The 16,696-nt window shown below is 61.5% G+C and carries 14 protein-coding genes; 7 read left to right on the forward strand and 7 right to left on the reverse strand.

Annotated elements, in window-relative coordinates; translation table 11 throughout:
- Window positions 1–15: 15 nt before the first annotated feature.
- Window positions 16–1,200 (reverse strand): iron uptake system protein EfeO, encoded by a 1,185-nt coding sequence (gene efeO, locus J2Y90_RS18990; protein WP_253501771.1) that lies wholly within the window; start codon window positions 1,198–1,200, stop codon window positions 16–18.
- 8 nt (window positions 1,201–1,208) lie between these two features.
- Window positions 1,209–2,048, reverse strand: coding sequence for an iron uptake transporter permease EfeU (efeU, locus tag J2Y90_RS18995; RefSeq protein ID WP_253501774.1), 840 nt, complete (start codon window positions 2,046–2,048; stop codon window positions 1,209–1,211).
- 290 nt (window positions 2,049–2,338) lie between these two features.
- Here efeU and J2Y90_RS19000 point away from each other — a divergent pair, with 290 nt between their 5' ends.
- The 7 genes from J2Y90_RS19000 (at window position 2,339) to J2Y90_RS19030 (ending at window position 10,386) form a co-directional block, all read left to right on the forward strand.
- Window positions 2,339–3,355, forward strand: a complete 1,017-nt coding sequence (locus J2Y90_RS19000) for an AraC family transcriptional regulator (protein WP_253505242.1) — start codon at window positions 2,339–2,341, stop codon at window positions 3,353–3,355.
- 290 nt (window positions 3,356–3,645) lie between these two features.
- Entirely contained in the window at window positions 3,646–5,310 is a 1,665-nt protein-coding gene (locus tag J2Y90_RS19005) for an AMP-binding protein (RefSeq protein ID WP_253501778.1), read from the forward strand.
- A gap of 18 nt (window positions 5,311–5,328) precedes the next feature.
- Window positions 5,329–6,090, forward strand: a complete 762-nt coding sequence (locus J2Y90_RS19010) for an SDR family NAD(P)-dependent oxidoreductase (protein WP_253501781.1) — start codon at window positions 5,329–5,331, stop codon at window positions 6,088–6,090.
- 13 nt (window positions 6,091–6,103) lie between these two features.
- Complete coding sequence (locus J2Y90_RS19015; protein ID WP_253501785.1) at window positions 6,104–7,297, forward strand: acetyl-CoA C-acyltransferase; 1,194 nt, start codon at window positions 6,104–6,106, stop codon at window positions 7,295–7,297.
- Between the two features lie 142 nt (window positions 7,298–7,439).
- A complete protein-coding gene (locus J2Y90_RS19020; RefSeq protein ID WP_253501788.1) occupies window positions 7,440–8,567 on the forward strand; it encodes an acyl-CoA dehydrogenase in 1,128 nt (375 codons plus the stop codon).
- Window positions 8,568–8,582: 15 nt separating this feature from the next.
- Entirely contained in the window at window positions 8,583–9,356 is a 774-nt protein-coding gene (locus J2Y90_RS19025; RefSeq protein ID WP_253501791.1) for an enoyl-CoA hydratase, read from the forward strand.
- A gap of 154 nt (window positions 9,357–9,510) precedes the next feature.
- Window positions 9,511–10,386: an NAD(P)-dependent oxidoreductase gene (locus J2Y90_RS19030; protein ID WP_253501794.1), complete on the forward strand. Its 876-nt coding sequence runs from the start codon at window positions 9,511–9,513 to the stop codon at window positions 10,384–10,386.
- Window positions 10,387–10,563: 177 nt separating this feature from the next.
- On the opposite strand, the gene J2Y90_RS19035 is transcribed toward J2Y90_RS19030, so the two are convergent.
- The 5 genes from J2Y90_RS19035 to J2Y90_RS19055 all read right to left on the reverse strand — a co-directional run bounded on the left by J2Y90_RS19035 (window position 10,564) and on the right by J2Y90_RS19055 (window position 16,564).
- Window positions 10,564–11,715 carry an acyl-CoA dehydrogenase family protein gene (locus J2Y90_RS19035; RefSeq protein ID WP_253501797.1) on the reverse strand — a complete coding sequence of 384 codons (1,152 nt, stop codon included), beginning with the start codon at window positions 11,713–11,715 and terminating at the stop codon, window positions 10,564–10,566.
- Between the two features lie 3 nt (window positions 11,716–11,718).
- The gene (locus tag J2Y90_RS19040) at window positions 11,719–12,825 is read right to left on the reverse strand and encodes an enoyl-CoA hydratase/isomerase family protein (RefSeq protein WP_253501801.1); all 1,107 of its coding nucleotides are present in this window, start codon (window positions 12,823–12,825) and stop codon (window positions 11,719–11,721) included.
- 141 nt (window positions 12,826–12,966) lie between these two features.
- Window positions 12,967–13,653, reverse strand: coding sequence for an HPP family protein (locus tag J2Y90_RS19045; RefSeq protein ID WP_253501804.1), 687 nt, complete (start codon window positions 13,651–13,653; stop codon window positions 12,967–12,969).
- Between the two features lie 156 nt (window positions 13,654–13,809).
- Window positions 13,810–14,955, reverse strand: a complete 1,146-nt coding sequence (locus J2Y90_RS19050; protein ID WP_301291831.1) for an MFS transporter — start codon at window positions 14,953–14,955, stop codon at window positions 13,810–13,812.
- A 229-nt stretch (window positions 14,956–15,184) separates the two neighbouring features.
- Window positions 15,185–16,564: a UDP-glucose dehydrogenase family protein gene (locus J2Y90_RS19055; RefSeq protein WP_253501809.1), complete on the reverse strand. Its 1,380-nt coding sequence runs from the start codon at window positions 16,562–16,564 to the stop codon at window positions 15,185–15,187.
- Window positions 16,565–16,696 lie beyond the last annotated feature (132 nt).

Raw genomic sequence — 16,696 nt, forward strand, 5'->3', positions numbered from 1 at the left:
CGGGTGGTCTTCTGCTTACAGGCCGGAAAGGCCGAGGGCGGGGTCGATGCCATCCAGTGCCGTGGCCAGGGCCTTGGCTTTGGCGGCGATCTGCTGGCGTTGCGCGGCGGTCACGGCGTCGTAACTGACGTAGCCGTCGGCGGATTTGAACGTGTTGAGCTGGCTGTCGAAGTCGCCCAGCGCCTGGTCGATCTTCGGCAACAGGTCGGCAGCGGATTTGCTCAGCATCGGTCGCAACAGGTCGACGACCTTGCGTGCGGTCTGCCCGTTGGCGGCGAAACCGTTGAGATCGCTGTGGCTGTAGCGTTCTTCTTCGCCGCTGCCAGCGCGCACCTCGGCGAGGCTGTTGAGGTTGCGCACGACGATGCTCACCAATTGCTCCGGCGGCAGCGACTGCGCGAGCAACTGCTGCTTGAGCATTGTGACGTCGGCGACCAGCCGCTGGCTGATCGGCGCGATCTCAGCAAGATTGCGCTGCTGGAACAGGGCATATTCGAGGCGATGAAAACCGACAAACGCCGGATCCTGCTCGCGCTTCTCGAAATAATCGGCGCGGGCGTTGATGTGATTATCCAGCTCGGCCAGACGCTGCGCCGCCGGCGCCAGACGTTGAAAAGCAGCACGCGCCGGCAGGTACAGCGCTTGCGCCTGAGTCAGGTCGCCGCTGGCGATCGCCTGATCCAGCGCCGTCACCGCTTTGATCAAGGCACTGCCCTGAACGGCCAGATACACGCGAAATTCCGACAGCGGCCCGACGAAAGCCACCATCGACGGCTTGGCCTTGGCGGCGGCATCGGAAGCGGCCGTCGGCGTCACGTGCAAAGTGCCGCGCGGGTTGCTGAGCAAGCCGCAGGTGATCGCGTAGTCGCCCGGTTGCAGGTTGGCGTTGATCACCTGGCTCAGGCCTGGCGCGATGTTTTCCCGTTCTTCGACCACCAGCACGCCGTCGAGAATTTCCCACTCGACCGCGCGCTCGGAGCGGTTGACGATGCGGAAACTGGCGCGGCCGGCCGGCACGGTCAGCGCATTCGGCTCGCAGCTGTGCGGATGGATGTTGACGACGATTTCGTCGTGGTTGTGCTGACGCTTGGTGGCGGCCATGTTCGAGGCGTACCAGAACAGCCCGCCGGCGGCGATCATCAGCAGAACCGAGCCGGCCAGCGCCCAACGCAAGGCCGGAGGGGTTTGAATATCAGACATGGATGCCCTTATTGGCTGGAAACGGAAGTCGTTGACGGCGCTTGGCGGGGCGCGGGCATGAAGAACATCACCAGCGCCAGCAGCAGATAGATCAGGTAGGCGCCGAGGGTGCTGACGGTCGGCGCATCCTGATAACCGAACATGCCGGCCAGCACCGAGCCCAGCGGGCCGTCCATCGGCAGCGTCGCGCTGAAGTCGAAGAGCACGGTCTGCAGGTGATTCCACAGCCCGGCTTCATGCAGCGCCTGCACCGAGTTGGCAAGGATGCCGGCGGCGACCACGAGGATGAACAAACCGGTCCACTTGAAGAACGCCGACAGATTCAGGCGCATGCTGCCGCTGTAGATGAGGAAGCCGACCATCACTGCCAGAATCAGGCCGAGCAGGGCGCCGATCGGCGCGCCCGGACCTTCGCTCTGCTGGAACACGGCAAGCAGGAAAAACACGGTTTCCAGGCCTTCGCGAGCGACAGCGAAAAAGACCATGGCGATCAGCGCAATCACCTGATGCCTGGAGGCCGCCAGCGCCTCATCCAGTGAGGCTTGCAGCGAATGCTTGATCGACCGCGCGACCTTGCGCATCCAGAACACCATCGAACTCAGAATGCCCACCGCGACCAGACCGACGATGCCCTCGAACAGCTCCTGCTGCTTTTGCGGGAACTCGGCACTGACCAATTCCAGGCCACCGCCGACCAGCAGGGCGAGGGCGGCAGCGAGGAAGACGCCGATCCATACAGCTGGCATCCATTGACCGCGGCCGGTCTGCCGCAAGTAACTGGCAATGATGCCGACGATGAGCGCGGCCTCGATGCCTTCGCGCAACATGATCAAAAAGGGAACGAGCATTCGGCAGCCACAACGATTTAGATAGGTGGCTAAGTTGTAACATAATGACACTCATTCCCAAATGGCATTCATTGACATTTAGCTGAACCTTAGCTGAACGAACGCCATCTTCGTCCCGCAGAGATCCCCTGTAGGAGTGAGCCTGCTCGCGATAGCGGTCTGTCAGTAAGGAAATGTGCCTGATACACCACTATCGCGAGCAGGCTCACTCCTACAAGGGATTTGTATTGGGTCAGAGAGGCTGGGTTAAGATGCCCATCACCGAAAAACAACAAGGCTCACCTCGCTCCATGGCGGAAAAAGACACCATTGCCATTCAACTGGTGCGCGAGGCGCTGCTGCAGAGTTGTGCTGCGGGCGCAGCCACGGATGAGGCGTTGAGCAAGGTCGGCATCGATCCGGCGCTTTTAACGGCCGACGAGGGCAGGGTGCCGGCCTCGCAATACGCCAGGCTCTGGCGTTTTTTGGCCCGGCGCGGCGATGATGAGTTCTTCGGCATGGACCCGCGCAGGCTCAAGTCCGGCAGCCTCGCGTTCCTGTGTCGCAGCGCCATGGCGCAACCGACGCTGGCGGCAGCGCTGGACACTGGTCTGGCTTTCCTTTCGCTAATGCTGGAAAAACTGCCGGCGCAACTGGTGCATCAGCAGAGCCTTGCCGAAATCGTCCTGCTCGAAGACGACGCCGAACCGCGCCGTGCCTTCACCTATTTCACTTACTGGATGATCGTCCACGGCGTGGCGTGCTGGCTGGCCGGGCGGCGGATTCCTATTCTGGCGATTGAACTGCGCTGCGCCGAACCGGATTTCACCGACGACTATCGGGTGATGTTCTCGGAGAACCTGCGTTTCGAACGGCCGCGCACGCGAATGATTTTTTCCGCCGACTGCCTCGACCTGCCAATCAAGCGCAGCGCCGAAGAACTCAAGCGCTTTCTCGCCCAGGCGCCGGCGAACATTCTGGTCAAGTACCGTGATCCCGACAGCCTCGCCAGCCGGATCAAGCAGGATCTTCGGCAACTGCCCGCCGAGCACTGGCCGGAAACCGAAACGCTGGCCCAGCAGCTGTGCATGTCCGCGTCGACATTCCGCCGGCGTCTGGCCGAGGAAGGGCAGACCTGGCAGGGGCTCAAGGACAGCGTGCGCAAGGAGCTGGCGATTACTTGGCTGGCGGAGCCTTCGATCAGTTTTGTCGAGATTGCGGCGAGGCTGGGCTTTGCTGATGTGAGCTCGTTCTATAAGGCGTTTCGCAAGTGGTCGGGGTCGAACCCGGGGCATTACCGCACGCTCATCCTGAATGAGGTTGTCTGATCCGACGCCTTCGCGAGCAGGCTCGCTCCCACGGTTTGGAAATGCGTTCCCCTGTAGGAGCTGCCGAAGGCTGCGATCTTTTGATCTTGATCTGGTGGTGAAAATCAAGATCAACAGATCGCAGCCTCGTTGCACTCGTCAGCTCCTACAAGGGATGCGGCCCCAACCTCTTGGCCAAACCAGTCAGCTACTTTGATAACTTTGACCATTGCCCCAAGCCCCTCGCGGCGCGACTATCCCTGTGTTGTTTACGGTTCCCAGCCTAATAAAAACACCGAGGGATTCTGGCAATGCGCGATTACTTGTCTGCCACCGAACAGTTCAACTATCAGCACACCGTCGACGCGTCACTCAGCGGCACGCTGGCGGCACTCAACGCCTGCGTCGAATGCTGTGACCGCCATGCCTTGCCTGGTCGCATCGCGTTGTTCTGGGAAGGTCGCGACGGCTCAAGTGCGACTTACACCTTCACTGATCTGCAAGACAAAGCCGCGCGTTTCGCCAATTTCCTCCTCGCCCAAGGCGTGCAGAAGGGTGACAAGGTCGCCGGGCTGCTGCCGCGTAATGTCGAATTATTGGTCACTGTTCTCGCCACCTGGCGCATCGGCGCGGTGTATCAGCCGCTATTCACCGCCTTCGGGCCGAAAGCCCTCGAACATCGCCTGAACAGCTCGGGGGCAAAAGTCGTGGTGACCGATGCGGTCAACCGGCCCAAGCTAAGCGAAGTCAGCGCATGCCCGACCATCGTCACCGTTGCCGGCGGCAAAGGGCAGGGCATCGTTCGTGGTGATTTCAGTTTCTGGGCCGAGCTGAGCAACTATTCAAATGTCTGCGAACCGCTGTTGTTGACCGGCGAAGACCCGTTCCTGTTGATGTTCACCTCGGGCACCACGGGTCCGGCGAAAGCGCTGTCGGTGCCGCTCAAAGCCGTTGTTGCCTTTCAAAGCTACACCCGCGATGCGGTGGATCTGCGCCCCCAAGATGCTTTCTGGAACGTCGCCGATCCGGGCTGGGCCTATGGCATTTATTTCGGTGTGACCGGGCCGTTGGCGCTGGGTCATCCGATCACTTTCTACGATGGCCCGTTCACCCTCGAAAGCACCTGCCGGGTGATCAACAAATATGGCATTACCAATCTCACCGGTTCGCCCACCGCATATCGGTTGTTGATTGCCGGGGGCGAAGAGTTCGCCAGATCGATCAAGGGCAGACTGCGCATCGTCAGCAGCGCCGGTGAGCCGCTGAATCCGGAAGTGATTCGCTGGTTCGCCGACAACCTCGATGTGGTCATACACGACCACTACGGCCAGACCGAACTTGGCATGGTGCTGTGCAACCACCATGGCCTCGAGCATCCGGTGCATGTCGGCGCTGCCGGTTTCGCTTCGCCCGGCCATCGCATCGTTGTCCTCGATGAGCAGTACAACGAACTCGGCGTCGGTCAGCCGGGCATTCTCGCCATCGACCGCCCGCAGTCGCCGATGTGCTGGTTCGGCGGCTACGAAGGCGCGCCGACCAAGGCCTTCGTCGGCAACTACTACCTGAGCGGCGACACCGTGGAGTGGAACCCCGACGGCAGCATCAGTTTCGTCGGCCGCAGCGATGACGTGATCACCACCTCGGGCTACCGCGTCGGCCCGTTCGATGTGGAAAGTGCGCTGATCGAACACCCGGCCGTGGTCGAAGCGGCGGTCGTCGGCAAACCCGATCCGGAACGCACTGAACTGGTCAAAGCCTTTGTCGTGCTGAGTGCGCAGTACCGCGCCGCGCCGGAGCTGGCCGAAGAACTGCGGCAACACGTGCGCAAGCGTCTGGCCGCGCATTCGTACCCGCGTGAAATCGAATTTGTCAGCGAATTGCCCAAGACCCCGAGTGGCAAATTGCAGCGCTTTATCTTGCGCAACCAGGAAATCGCCAAGGCTCAAGAGGCCGCGGCGCACAACGTTTCAGCTTGAATCCAAGGAAACACCGTCATGCAGATCGAGAACAAGGTTTTTATCGTCACCGGCGGCGCCTCCGGCCTCGGTGCCGCCAGCGCAGAATTGCTGGTGAGTGCTGGTGCGAAAGTCATGCTGGTCGACATGAACGCCGAAGCCGTCGCCGCTCAGGCCCAGCGCCTCGGCGCGCAAAGCGTGGTTGCCGACATCAGCAATGAAGCCGCCGCTGAAGCCGCTGTGCAAGCGACCGTCGCCGCGTTTGGCAGCCTCAACGGTCTGATCAACTGCGCTGGCATCGTTCGCGGTGAGAAGATTCTCGGCAAGAACGGCCCGCACGCCCTCAGCAGTTTTGCCCAAGTGATCAACGTCAACCTGATCGGCAGTTTCAACATGCTGCGCCTGGCTGCGGCGGCGATCGCCGAGAGCGAAGCCAATGCGGACGGCGAGCGTGGAGTAATCATCAACACCGCCTCGGTCGCAGCGTTCGACGGTCAGATTGGCCAAGCCGCTTACTCGGCGTCGAAAGGCGCGATCGCCAGCCTGACCCTGCCAGCCGCCCGCGAACTGGCGCGCTTCGGCATCCGCGTGATGACCATCGCCCCGGGCATCTTCGAAACGCCGATGATGGCCGGCATGACCCCGGAGGTGCGCGAATCGCTGGCCGCCGGCGTGCCGTTCCCGCCACGTCTGGGCAAGCCCGCCGAATACGCCGCGCTGGTGCGCCACATCATTGAAAACAGCATGCTCAACGGCGAGGTGATCCGTCTCGACGGCGCCTTGCGCATGGCCGCCAAGTAAAGAGGAATCCGTCATGACTATGTCCAACGATCCGATTGTTATCGTCAGCGCCGTCCGCACCCCCATGGGCGGTTTTCAGGGCGAACTGAAAAGCCTCACCGCACCGCAGCTCGGCGCGGCGGCGATCAAGGCTGCGGTCGAACGCGCCGGCGTCGCCAGCGACTCGGTCGATGAAGTGCTGTTCGGCTGCGTACTGCCGGCCGGCCTCGGCCAGGCGCCGGCACGCCAGGCTGCGCTGGGCGCCGGGCTGGATAAATCGACGCGCTGCACCACGGTGAACAAGATGTGCGGCTCGGGCATGCAGACCACCATCATGGCTCACGACATGCTGCTTGCCGGCAGTGCCGACGTGGTGATTGCCGGCGGCATGGAAAGCATGTCCAACTCGCCATACCTGCTCGATCGTGCCCGCGCCGGTTATCGCATGGGCCATGGCCGCGTGCTCGATTCGATGTTCCTCGACGGCCTCGAAGACGCCTACGACAAGGGCCGCCTGATGGGCACCTTCGCCGAGGATTGCGCCGAGGCCAACGGCTTCAGCCGCGAGGCGCAGGACGCTTTCGCCATTGCCTCGACTACCCGCGCGCAACAGGCGATCAAGGATGGCAGCTTCACCGACGAAATCGTTCCGCTGACGGTGACCGTCGGCAAAGAGCAGGTGGTGATCAGCAACGATGAGCAGCCGCCAAAAGCCAAACTCGACAAGGTTGCCTCGCTGAAACCGGCGTTCCGCGAGGGCGGCACGGTCACCGCAGCCAACTCCAGCTCGATTTCCGACGGCGCGGCTGCGCTGGTGCTGATGCGCCAATCCCACGCGCAGCAACTGGGCCTCAAACCGCTGGCGGTGATTCACGGCCACGCTGCATTCGCTGACACCCCGGGCCTGTTCCCCACCGCACCGATTGGCGCAATCAAGAAACTGGTGAACAAGACCGGTTGGGCGCTGGATCAGGTGGATCTGTTTGAAGTGAACGAGGCGTTTGCCGTGGTCGGCATGGCGGCAATGACGCACTTGGAGATTCCCCACGACAAGCTCAATGTGCACGGCGGCGCCTGCGCGCTGGGCCATCCGATCGGTGCGTCGGGAGCGAGGATTCTGGTGACGTTGCTCGCGGCGCTGCGGCAGAAACAGCTCAAGCGCGGCATTGCAGCGATCTGCATTGGCGGCGGCGAAGCCACGGCCATGGCTGTGGAATGCGTTTACTGACCCACCCACATCCCTGTAGGAGCCGACGAGTGCAACGAGGCTGCGATCTCTTGATCTTGTTTTTTCAATTTCAAGATCAAGATCAAGATCAAAAGATCGCAGCCTCGTTGCACTCGACAGCTCCTACACTCAAGGAATCACCATGATCCCCAACGAAGACCAACATCAGATCCGCGACATGGCCCGGCAGTTTGCCGAGGAGCGGCTCAAGCCGTTCGCTGCCGAGTGGGATCGCGAGCACCGTTTCCCCAAGGAAGCCATCGCCGAGATGGCCGAACTGGGCTTTTTCGGCATGCTCGTGCCGGAGCAGTGGGGCGGTTGTGACACCGGCTATCTGGCCTACGCCATGGCCCTGGAAGAAATCGCCGCCGGCGACGGTGCCTGCTCGACGATCATGAGCGTGCACAACTCGGTCGGCTGCGTGCCGATTCTCAAGTTCGGCAATGACGACCAGCGCGAGCGTTTCCTCAAACCGCTGGCCAGCGGCGCCATGCTCGGTGCCTTTGCATTGACCGAACCGCAGGCCGGTTCCGACGCCAGCAGCCTGAAGACCCGCGCGCGGCTGGAAGGCGATCACTACGTACTCAACGGCTGCAAACAGTTCATCACCTCCGGACAGAACGCCGGCGTCGTGATCGTGTTTGCCGTGACCGACCCGAGCGCCGGCAAACGCGGGATCAGCGCGTTTATCGTGCCGACCGACTCGCCGGGCTACAAGGTTGCGCGGGTGGAAGACAAGCTCGGCCAACACGCCTCCGACACCTGCCAGATCCTTTTCGAAGATGTGCAAGTGCCGGTCGCCAACCGCCTCGGCGAGGAGGGCGAGGGCTACAAGATCGCCCTGGCCAACCTCGAAGGCGGCCGCGTCGGTATCGCCTCGCAAGCCGTCGGCATGGCCCGCGCTGCGTTCGAAGCTGCCCGCGACTATGCCCGCGAGCGTGACACCTTCGGCAAGCCGATCATCGAGCATCAGGCCGTGGCGTTTCGCCTGGCGGACATGGCCACGCAAATTGCCGTCGCCCGGCAAATGGTGCATTACGCCGCGGCCTTGCGTGACAGCGGCCAACCGGCGCTGGTCGAGGCGTCGATGGCCAAGCTGTTCGCCTCGGAAATGGCTGAAAAGGTCTGCTCCATGGCCTTGCAAACCCTTGGCGGTTACGGTTACCTCAACGACTTTCCGCTGGAACGCATCTACCGCGACGTGCGCGTCTGCCAGATCTACGAAGGCACCAGCGACATTCAGCGCATGGTCATTTCGCGCAATCTCTGACAAGGAATTTTATTCATGACTTACGAAACGATTCTGCTGGAAACCCGCGACCGCGTCGGCCTGATCACCCTCAACCGGCCGCAGGCGCTGAACGCGCTGAACGCGCAACTGGTCAGCGAAGTGAACCACGCCCTCGATGCGCTGGAAGCCGACGCACACATTGGTTGCATCGTCCTCACCGGCTCGAAAAAAGCCTTTGCCGCCGGCGCCGACATCAAGGAAATGGCCGAGTTGACCTATCCGCAGATCTACATGGACGATCTGTTCAGCGACAGCGATCGCGTGGCCAACCGCCGCAAGCCGATCATCGCCGCTGTCAACGGTTTCGCCCTTGGCGGCGGCTGTGAACTGGCGCTGATGTGCGACTTCATTCTGGCTGGCGACAATGCCAGATTCGGCCAGCCGGAGATCAACCTTGGCGTGCTGCCGGGCATGGGCGGCACCCAGCGCCTGACCCGCGCGGTGGGCAAGGCCAAGGCCATGGAAATGTGCCTGAGCGGGCGCATGATCGACGCGGTGGAAGCGGAGCGCTGCGGCATCGTCGCGCGGATCGTGCCGAGCGACGAGTTGCTTGATGAGGCGCTGAAAGTCGCAACAGTGATCGCCGGCAAGTCGCTGCCGATTGCGATGATGATCAAGGAAAGCGTCAACCGCGCGTTCGAGGTCAACCTGACGGAGGGCGTGCGTTTTGAGCGCCGGGTGTTCCATGCGGCGTTTGCGACGCAGGATCAGAAGGAAGGGATGGCGGCGTTTGTCGGTAAGCGCGAGGCGGTGTTTCAGGGTAAATGATGCAGCGTTCCGGCTGACGCATTCGCGAGCAGGCTCGCTCCCACATTGGACTATGGAGACTCCTGTGGGAGCGAGCCTGCTCGCGAAGCTTTTAAAGGCCCACTCACTAGCGCTAGTCTGTTGACCTTCTTGCACATCAAGAGCGGAGGTCAACATGCGTATCGGATTTATCGGGCTGGGTTCCATGGGCAAGGGCATGGCCGCCAATCTGCTCAAGGCCGGGCATGAAGTGCGGGTGTGGAACCGCAGCCAGCCTGCCATTGAACAACTGGTCAGGCAGGGCGCAACAGTCGCTGGCGATCCTGCTGAAGCCTTCGATGCCGACGTGGTGATCAGCATGCTCGCCGACGACGCGGTGACGCGCTCCGTGCTGATCGACAGCGGTGCCTTGGCCTCAAGCAAACCGGGGCTGATTCACCTGAGCATGGCCACGCTGTCGGTCGAGTTCATCAAGGAACTGGCAGCGCTGCATGACAGCGTCGGCGCCCAACTGATTGCCGCCCCGGTCTTCGGACGCAACGATCTCGCCGAGGCCGGCAAGCTCAACATCGCCGTCGGCGGCCCGGCCAGCGCGCTTGCCCGGGTTCAGCCGCTGCTGGATGTAATGGGGCAGAAAACCTGGCCGATGGGTGAAGATCCGATAAACGCCGCCATCCTCAAGATCGCGACCAACATGATGCTGATCAGCGCCATTGAAGCCACCGGTGAAGCAATGGCGTTGACTCAGAGTTATGGGGTGGGCAATCGCGATTTTGTCGAATTCATTACCAACACGCTGTTCGCGGCACCGGCCTATAAGGTCTACGGGCCGAAGATTGCCGAGCGGGAGACTGAGGGGGCTGGGTTTACCTTGCGTCTGGGTTTGAAGGATGTTGGCCTGGCGCTGAAGGCCGGCGAGCCGAATCATGTGCCGTTGCCGGTGGCCAGTGTGTTGCGCGACAACTTGCTGGATGCGGTGGCGTTGGGTGAGGGGGAAAGTGATCTGGCGGCGTTGGGGGTGAGGGCGATTCGGCGTTCGGGGCATGAATAATGTGTGAAACCTTCAAAAGCCCCTCACCCTAGCCCTCTCCCGGAGGGAGAGGGGACTGACCGCGCGATATTGGCGAATTACGCCGACCTGAGAGGTTGTCGCTGAATCCGTAACCGACTCGGTCTGCTCCCTCTCCCTGGGGAGAGGGCTGGGGTGAGGGGAAGGGGGACGACACCATTACAACTGGTAGTTCTTCAGATCCCGCGCAATCACCATCCGCTGTATCTCGCTCGACCCTTCATAAATCTGGGTAATCCGCGCATCGCGGTAATACTTCTCGACCGGGTAATCCTCCAGATAGCCGTACCCGCCATGAATCTGAATCGCCGAAGAACACACCTTCTCGGCCATTTCCGAAGCGAACAGCTTGGCCTGGGAGGCCTCGGACAAACACGGTTTACCCGCCGTGCGCAGCCGCGCCGCATGCAGGATCAGCAACCGCGCGGCGTTGATCTGCATGTGCATGTCGGCCAGCAGATTGGCGATGCTCTGGTGTTCGATGATCGGCTTGTCGAATTGCACGCGATCCTTCGAATAGGCCAGCGCCGCTTCAAACGCCGCCCGGGCAATGCCCAATGCCTGTGCCGCGATACCAATGCGTCCGCCTTCAAGGTTGGACAGGGCAATCGCCAGGCCTTTGCCGCGCTCGCCGAGCAGGTTGGCCTCGGGGATGCTGCAGTTGTTCAGCGTCACCGCGCAGGTATCGGAAGCACGGATGCCCATTTTGTGTTCGGTACGATCAACGATGAAACCCGGCGTATCGGTCGGCACCAGAAACGCCGAAAGGCCTTTTTTGCCGAGATCCGGGTCGGTCACTGCAAAGACGATCGCCAGTTTCGCCCGCTTGCCATTGCTGACAAATTGCTTGGCGCCGTTGATTACCCATTGGCCGTCGCGCAGCTCGGCGCGGGTGCGCAGGTTGTGCGCTTCGGAGCCGGCCTGGGGTTCGGTCAGGCAGAAACAACCGATGGTTTGCCCACTGGCCAGCGCCGCCAGCCAGGTTTGCTTCTGTTCATCGCTGCCGTAATTGAGCACCGGGCCACAGCCCACGGAGTTGTGAATGCTCATGAACGCGCCGGTCGCGCCATCACCGGCAGAGATTTCCTCAACGGCCAGCGCATAGGCGACGTAATCGACGTAGGTGCCGCCCCATTCCTCAGGTACGACCATGCCGAGCAAGCCCAGCTCACCCATCTTCGCCACCAGGGCGTCGTCGATCCAGCCGGCCTTTTCCCAGGCCTGGGCGTGGGGGGCGATTTCGCCGCGGGCAAAATCCCGGGCCATGTCGCGGATCATCACTTGTTCTTCAGTCAGTTCGAGATCGTGCATGGCTCAGCTCCCGCTCTCATCAAAACCATGGAAGAAACTCGCGACGTGTGCAGCGTCCAGCTCTGCCACGCTCGGCGGGTTCCAGCGCGGTGACTTGTCCTTGTCGATCAGCAGGGCGCGCACGCCTTCGATCAGGTCGCCACGGGCAAACCACTGACGATCCAGATGCAGTTCCAGAGCAAAGCAGTGCTCCAGACTCAGGTGCCTGCCACGACGGAGCATCTCCAGAGTCACGGCCATGGCCAGCGGCGAACGGGTTTCCAGCAGCTCCGCTGTGGTGATTGCCCATTCGTGGCTGTCGGCGACGGTGACGGCGCGCAATTGTTCGATCATGCTCGGCACGTCAGGCAAGGCAAAGAAGTGATCAATGGCCGGGCGCAGAGCCTCGAGCGGCGCATCCGGCAGGGTTTGCACGGCGTGCCTGGCCAGCAGGTTCTGCAGCGACTTGAGTGGCGTGTCCTGCCACTCCATCTGGTCGAGTTTCTCATCGAGCAGCGCCAGTTTGCGGCTATCCAGATACCAGTCGGCGAGGCCGCAATACAACGCATCGGCAGCGCGAATCTGCACGCCACTGACGCCCAGATAAATCCCCAGCTCACCGGGAATGCGCGGCAGGAAGTAACTGCCGCCGACGTCAGGAAAATAACCGATGGCCACTTCCGGCATTGCCAGGCGGCTCTTCTCGGTGACCACGCGCAGATCGGCGCCTTGCACCAGACCCATGCCGCCGCCGAGGACAAAACCGTCCATCAAGGCCAGCACCGGTTTGCGGTAGTGATGAATCGTCAGGTCGAGGGCGTATTCCTCGACGAAGAAGTCTTCGTGCAGCGTGTCGCCGCTTTTGTAGCTGTCGTACAGCGAACGGATATCACCGCCGGCGCAGAAAGCCTTTTCACCGGCGCCGCGCAATACCACGGCCTGAACATCGGCGTCAGACGCCCAGGCATCGAGCTGCCGTTGCAGCAGACGCACCATGTCGAGGGTGATTGCATTGAGGCCCGCAGGGCGGTTGAGGGTCAGGTGGCCGATGTGGTTGCGCACCTCGGCCAGCACATCGTTTTGCATGGCATCCATGGACGGGGTCCGCCGGGATGAAGCCTGAGCTGTCATCAGTAACTCCCTGCTTTTATTGTCTTTATTCGAAAAGCCCGCGCGCGGGCGTTAGCGGATCGTAACAGTGCAAATTTGTCGTGTACAACGGGGATATGTGCAGGGGGAATCTGCGTTTTTACATGCCTCGAAATTGCGCGGTTATCTGAAGGTTTCGCTGATGCTGCGGCGTTTGGCGTGCAGTTCGCTGGCATGGATCAGGCGTTCGAGGTCTTCGGGGGTGACGTCGATGAAAGCCTCCATGTCGGCCAGCGCCCGTTTCAGGTCTTCGGCGGTGATCGCCTGGCTGTCGACCGGGACCACTGGCGGTGCCGGGTCGGCGGGGCGTTTCGGATAGCGGATGCGGGTCAGGTTGTTGTAGGCCAAGGCGCTGGCGAGCATGCACACGGCACCGAGCATCACCGGCTCCATGGCTTTCCAGTCCATGGCGATGGTCGCAGGGTCAGCCAGCACCAGCGTCAACGCCAGGGCGCCGGCCGGTGGATGCAGGCAACGCAGCCAGCACATCAGGATTACCGCCATGCCGGCGGCGAGGCAGGCGCTGCCCAGTGTTCGACCGAGCACGTGGGCGACCAGCAGGGCGACGACCCCGGCACACAAATAGCCGCCGAGAATCGACCACGGCTGGGCGAGGGCGCCGGAGGACACCGCGAACAGCAACACCGCCGAAGCGCCGAGCGGGCCGATCAGATGAAACGCGACGTCATGCCCGAACACCTGCGCACACATCCACACGCTGAACAGCGTGCCCAGGCTCATGCCGATCGCGGCACGGCTCCATTCAGTGGGACGGGTATTGATGGCGGCGGGCAACCAGCGAGCGAGCATGTAGAACTGATCCTTTGCAAAATCCGGGGCAAAAAAAAGGACTTGTCCGGCATATCCGGAAAGCCCTCGAAGCGTTCCAACATTGGGGGAGGAACGCGCGTAGTTTGCCGATCAAACTCGATGCTGACAAATTCATATAAATGCAGTTTTAGTGCACTATTTTTGCATTGAAGCGGTACGGCGTGCGCTGACGAAGCACAGATAACCGCCCAGCGCTGCCAATCCGCTCAAAGCATAGAACATGCTCGGCGCAGGCGTGTGCATCAGCAGAAACCCGCAAATCACCGGGCTCGCGCCGCCACCAAGGGCGGCGAGGTTCTGCGCGCCGTAGTAGCTGCCGCGCAGCGCCTCCGGCGCGAGGGTGTCGACGAACAGGAAGTCGGCCGGGTAAATGATCATCTCGCCCAAGGTGAAGATGAACATTGCCACACACCAGCCGAGCAGGCTGTCGGCCAGGCTGAAACCGATCAATCCGACGATGAACAGCGCGGTGCCCCCGGCAATCCAGTGCCGCAGGTGTTCTCGGCTGAGCCAGCGACCGACCTGATATTGCAGCAGGATCACCGTGATTGCATTGCAGGCGAGCAGGGCGGCCATGGTGTCGAGCATTTGTTGCTGGTTATGGGTGACCAGCAGGTATTGCGACAGGTACAGGGTAAAACGCCCGTGCACCAATGTGCTGAGCAGGCAGCCGAGGGTGAACAGCACCATGGTGCGGTCGTTTTTCAGGATCACCAGGGTGTTGAGAAAACTCTGCGGCGCGCTGCCGGCCGATACAGGATGGGCATCTTTGGCCGCGCCGAGCAGCAGAAAGATACTGCCAATGGCAATCGCCCCGGCAACGATGAAAGGCGCGGACGGCTGCACCCCGGCAATGACCACGCCGAGCATCGGGCCGACGGCGTAGCCGATGTTGGTTAGCGTGTAGTTGAGGGAAAATGCCTTGACCCGCTGGCCCACCGGCAAGTGTTCGCTGAGGATCGCCTTGGAGCCGATCAGAAACAGCGCCGACGCGGTTTCGCTGATGATCAGCACCACGGTGACCAGATACAGATTCTGCGCGAAGGTCAGCAGGATCAGGCCGATACCGCTGGAAAGCATGCTCAGGATCAACAACTGGCGCTTGTCCAGCTTGTCGATGATGTAGCCGCCATAGAGCGACAGCAATGTGGCGCTGAAAACGGCGATGCCCAGCAGCAGGCCGACATCCTGCGGATTGAGCCCGAGCTTGTTGCTGAGGAACAGCGTGAGTAGCGGACTGACCAGGGCACGACTGATCACCACGGTCAGCGAGCTGATCATCAACCGGCGGATAAAGGGCGAGTAAATGCTCACGGAAGGGGAATGTCCTTATTCGGAAAGCCTGGGGCGAAAAAGCTGATCCACCATCGCCCCCTTGTAGGAGTGAGCCTGCTCGCGAAGGCGGAGGATCAGTCACCTCCGATGTTGCTGACATACCGTATTCGCGAGCAGGCTCGCTCCCACAGGGTCTGTGTAGCCCACAATTTGTAATGACTCCCACAGGGCCAGATCAAGCCACATCCGAAGCCGCCGGCCACTGTTGCAATGTGATCGGCAACCTGCACGATTCGCCGCGCCCCATCGGGAAGTACTGAAAGCCATTGCGCGCCAGGCGTTCGGCGTCGTACAGATTTCGGCCATCGAAAATCACCGGGCTGTGCAGACGCTGTTTGATCAGCTCGAAATCCGGGGCCTTGAACTGTTGCCATTCGGTGCAGATGATCAACGCATCGGCGCCGGCCAGTACTGATTCCGGCGTACCCATCAACATCAGTTTTGACTCGTTGGGATAAAGGTTCTGGGTTTCCAGCATGGCTTCCGGATCGAACGCACGCACGCTGGCACCGGCAGCCCACAAATCTTCGAGCAGCACCCGACTCGGCGCGTCACGCATGTCGTCGGTGTTGGGCTTGAACGCCAGGCCCCACAAAGCAAAGGTCCTGCCGCGCAAATCGCCGCGGTAGAACGCGTTGATCCGCTCGAACAGCTTGTGCTTCTGGCGCTGGTTGATCGCCTCGACCGCTTGCAGCAGATCACTGGAGCAGTGCGCCTGCTCGGCACTGTGAATCAGCGCGCGCATGTCCTTGGGAAAACACGATCCGCCGTACCCGCAACCCGGATAAATGAAGTGATAGCCGATCCGCGTATCGGCCCCGATGCCCTGGCGCACCGCTTCAATGTCCGCGCCCAAATGCTCGGCGAGTTCGGCGATCTGGTTGATGAAGCTGATCTTGGTCGCCAGCATGCAATTGGCGGCGTATTTGGTCAGCTCGGCGCTGCGCAGATCCATGAACAGGATGCGGTCATGGTTGCGATTGAACGGCGCGTACAGATCGCGCATCACGTCACGCACCTCAGCGCCTTCGCAGCCGATGACGATGCGATCCGGTCGCCGGCAATCGGCGACGGCAGAGCCTTCCTTGAGAAATTCCGGGTTGGAGACGATATCGAACTGCAGCAAGCGGCCGACCTTGATCAGCGCCTTCTCGATGTGACTGCGCAAGGCATCGCCCGTGCCCACCGGCACCGTGGATTTCTCCACCACGATCAACGGCTGCTCACGATGCCGGGCAATCGCGTCGCCGACCGACAGCACATAGCGCAGGTCCGCCGAACCGTCCTCGCGTGATGGCGTGCCCACCGCGATAAACGCCACCCGCCCATGCAACACGGCGCGTCGTTCATCGGTGGTAAATTGCAGGCGATTGGAATCCAGCCCTTCACGCACCAGGTTGGCCAGGCCCGGCTCGAAAATACTGACGTGCCCCTCGCGAAGCTGCTCGATTTTCTGCGCGTCGACATCCATGCAAACGACCTCGTGACCCACCTCGGCCAGCACCGCCGCTTGCACCAGGCCGACATAACCGCTGCCAAACACCGTGATCTTCATGCCGTACTCCTGCCTGCAGTTCCGTGCTTTGAAGATAAGAGCGCGATGTTTCAGTTCGCCTACCGTGTGGATGAGCCAGCAAATGGACCGTTCGGGGAATGCCCGATTGACTTTTATGGCATCGAACGGCAG

It is taken from the genome of Pseudomonas koreensis, assembly GCF_024169245.1.
In the GTDB taxonomy this organism is placed as follows: Bacteria; Pseudomonadota; Gammaproteobacteria; order Pseudomonadales; family Pseudomonadaceae; genus Aquipseudomonas; species Aquipseudomonas koreensis_F.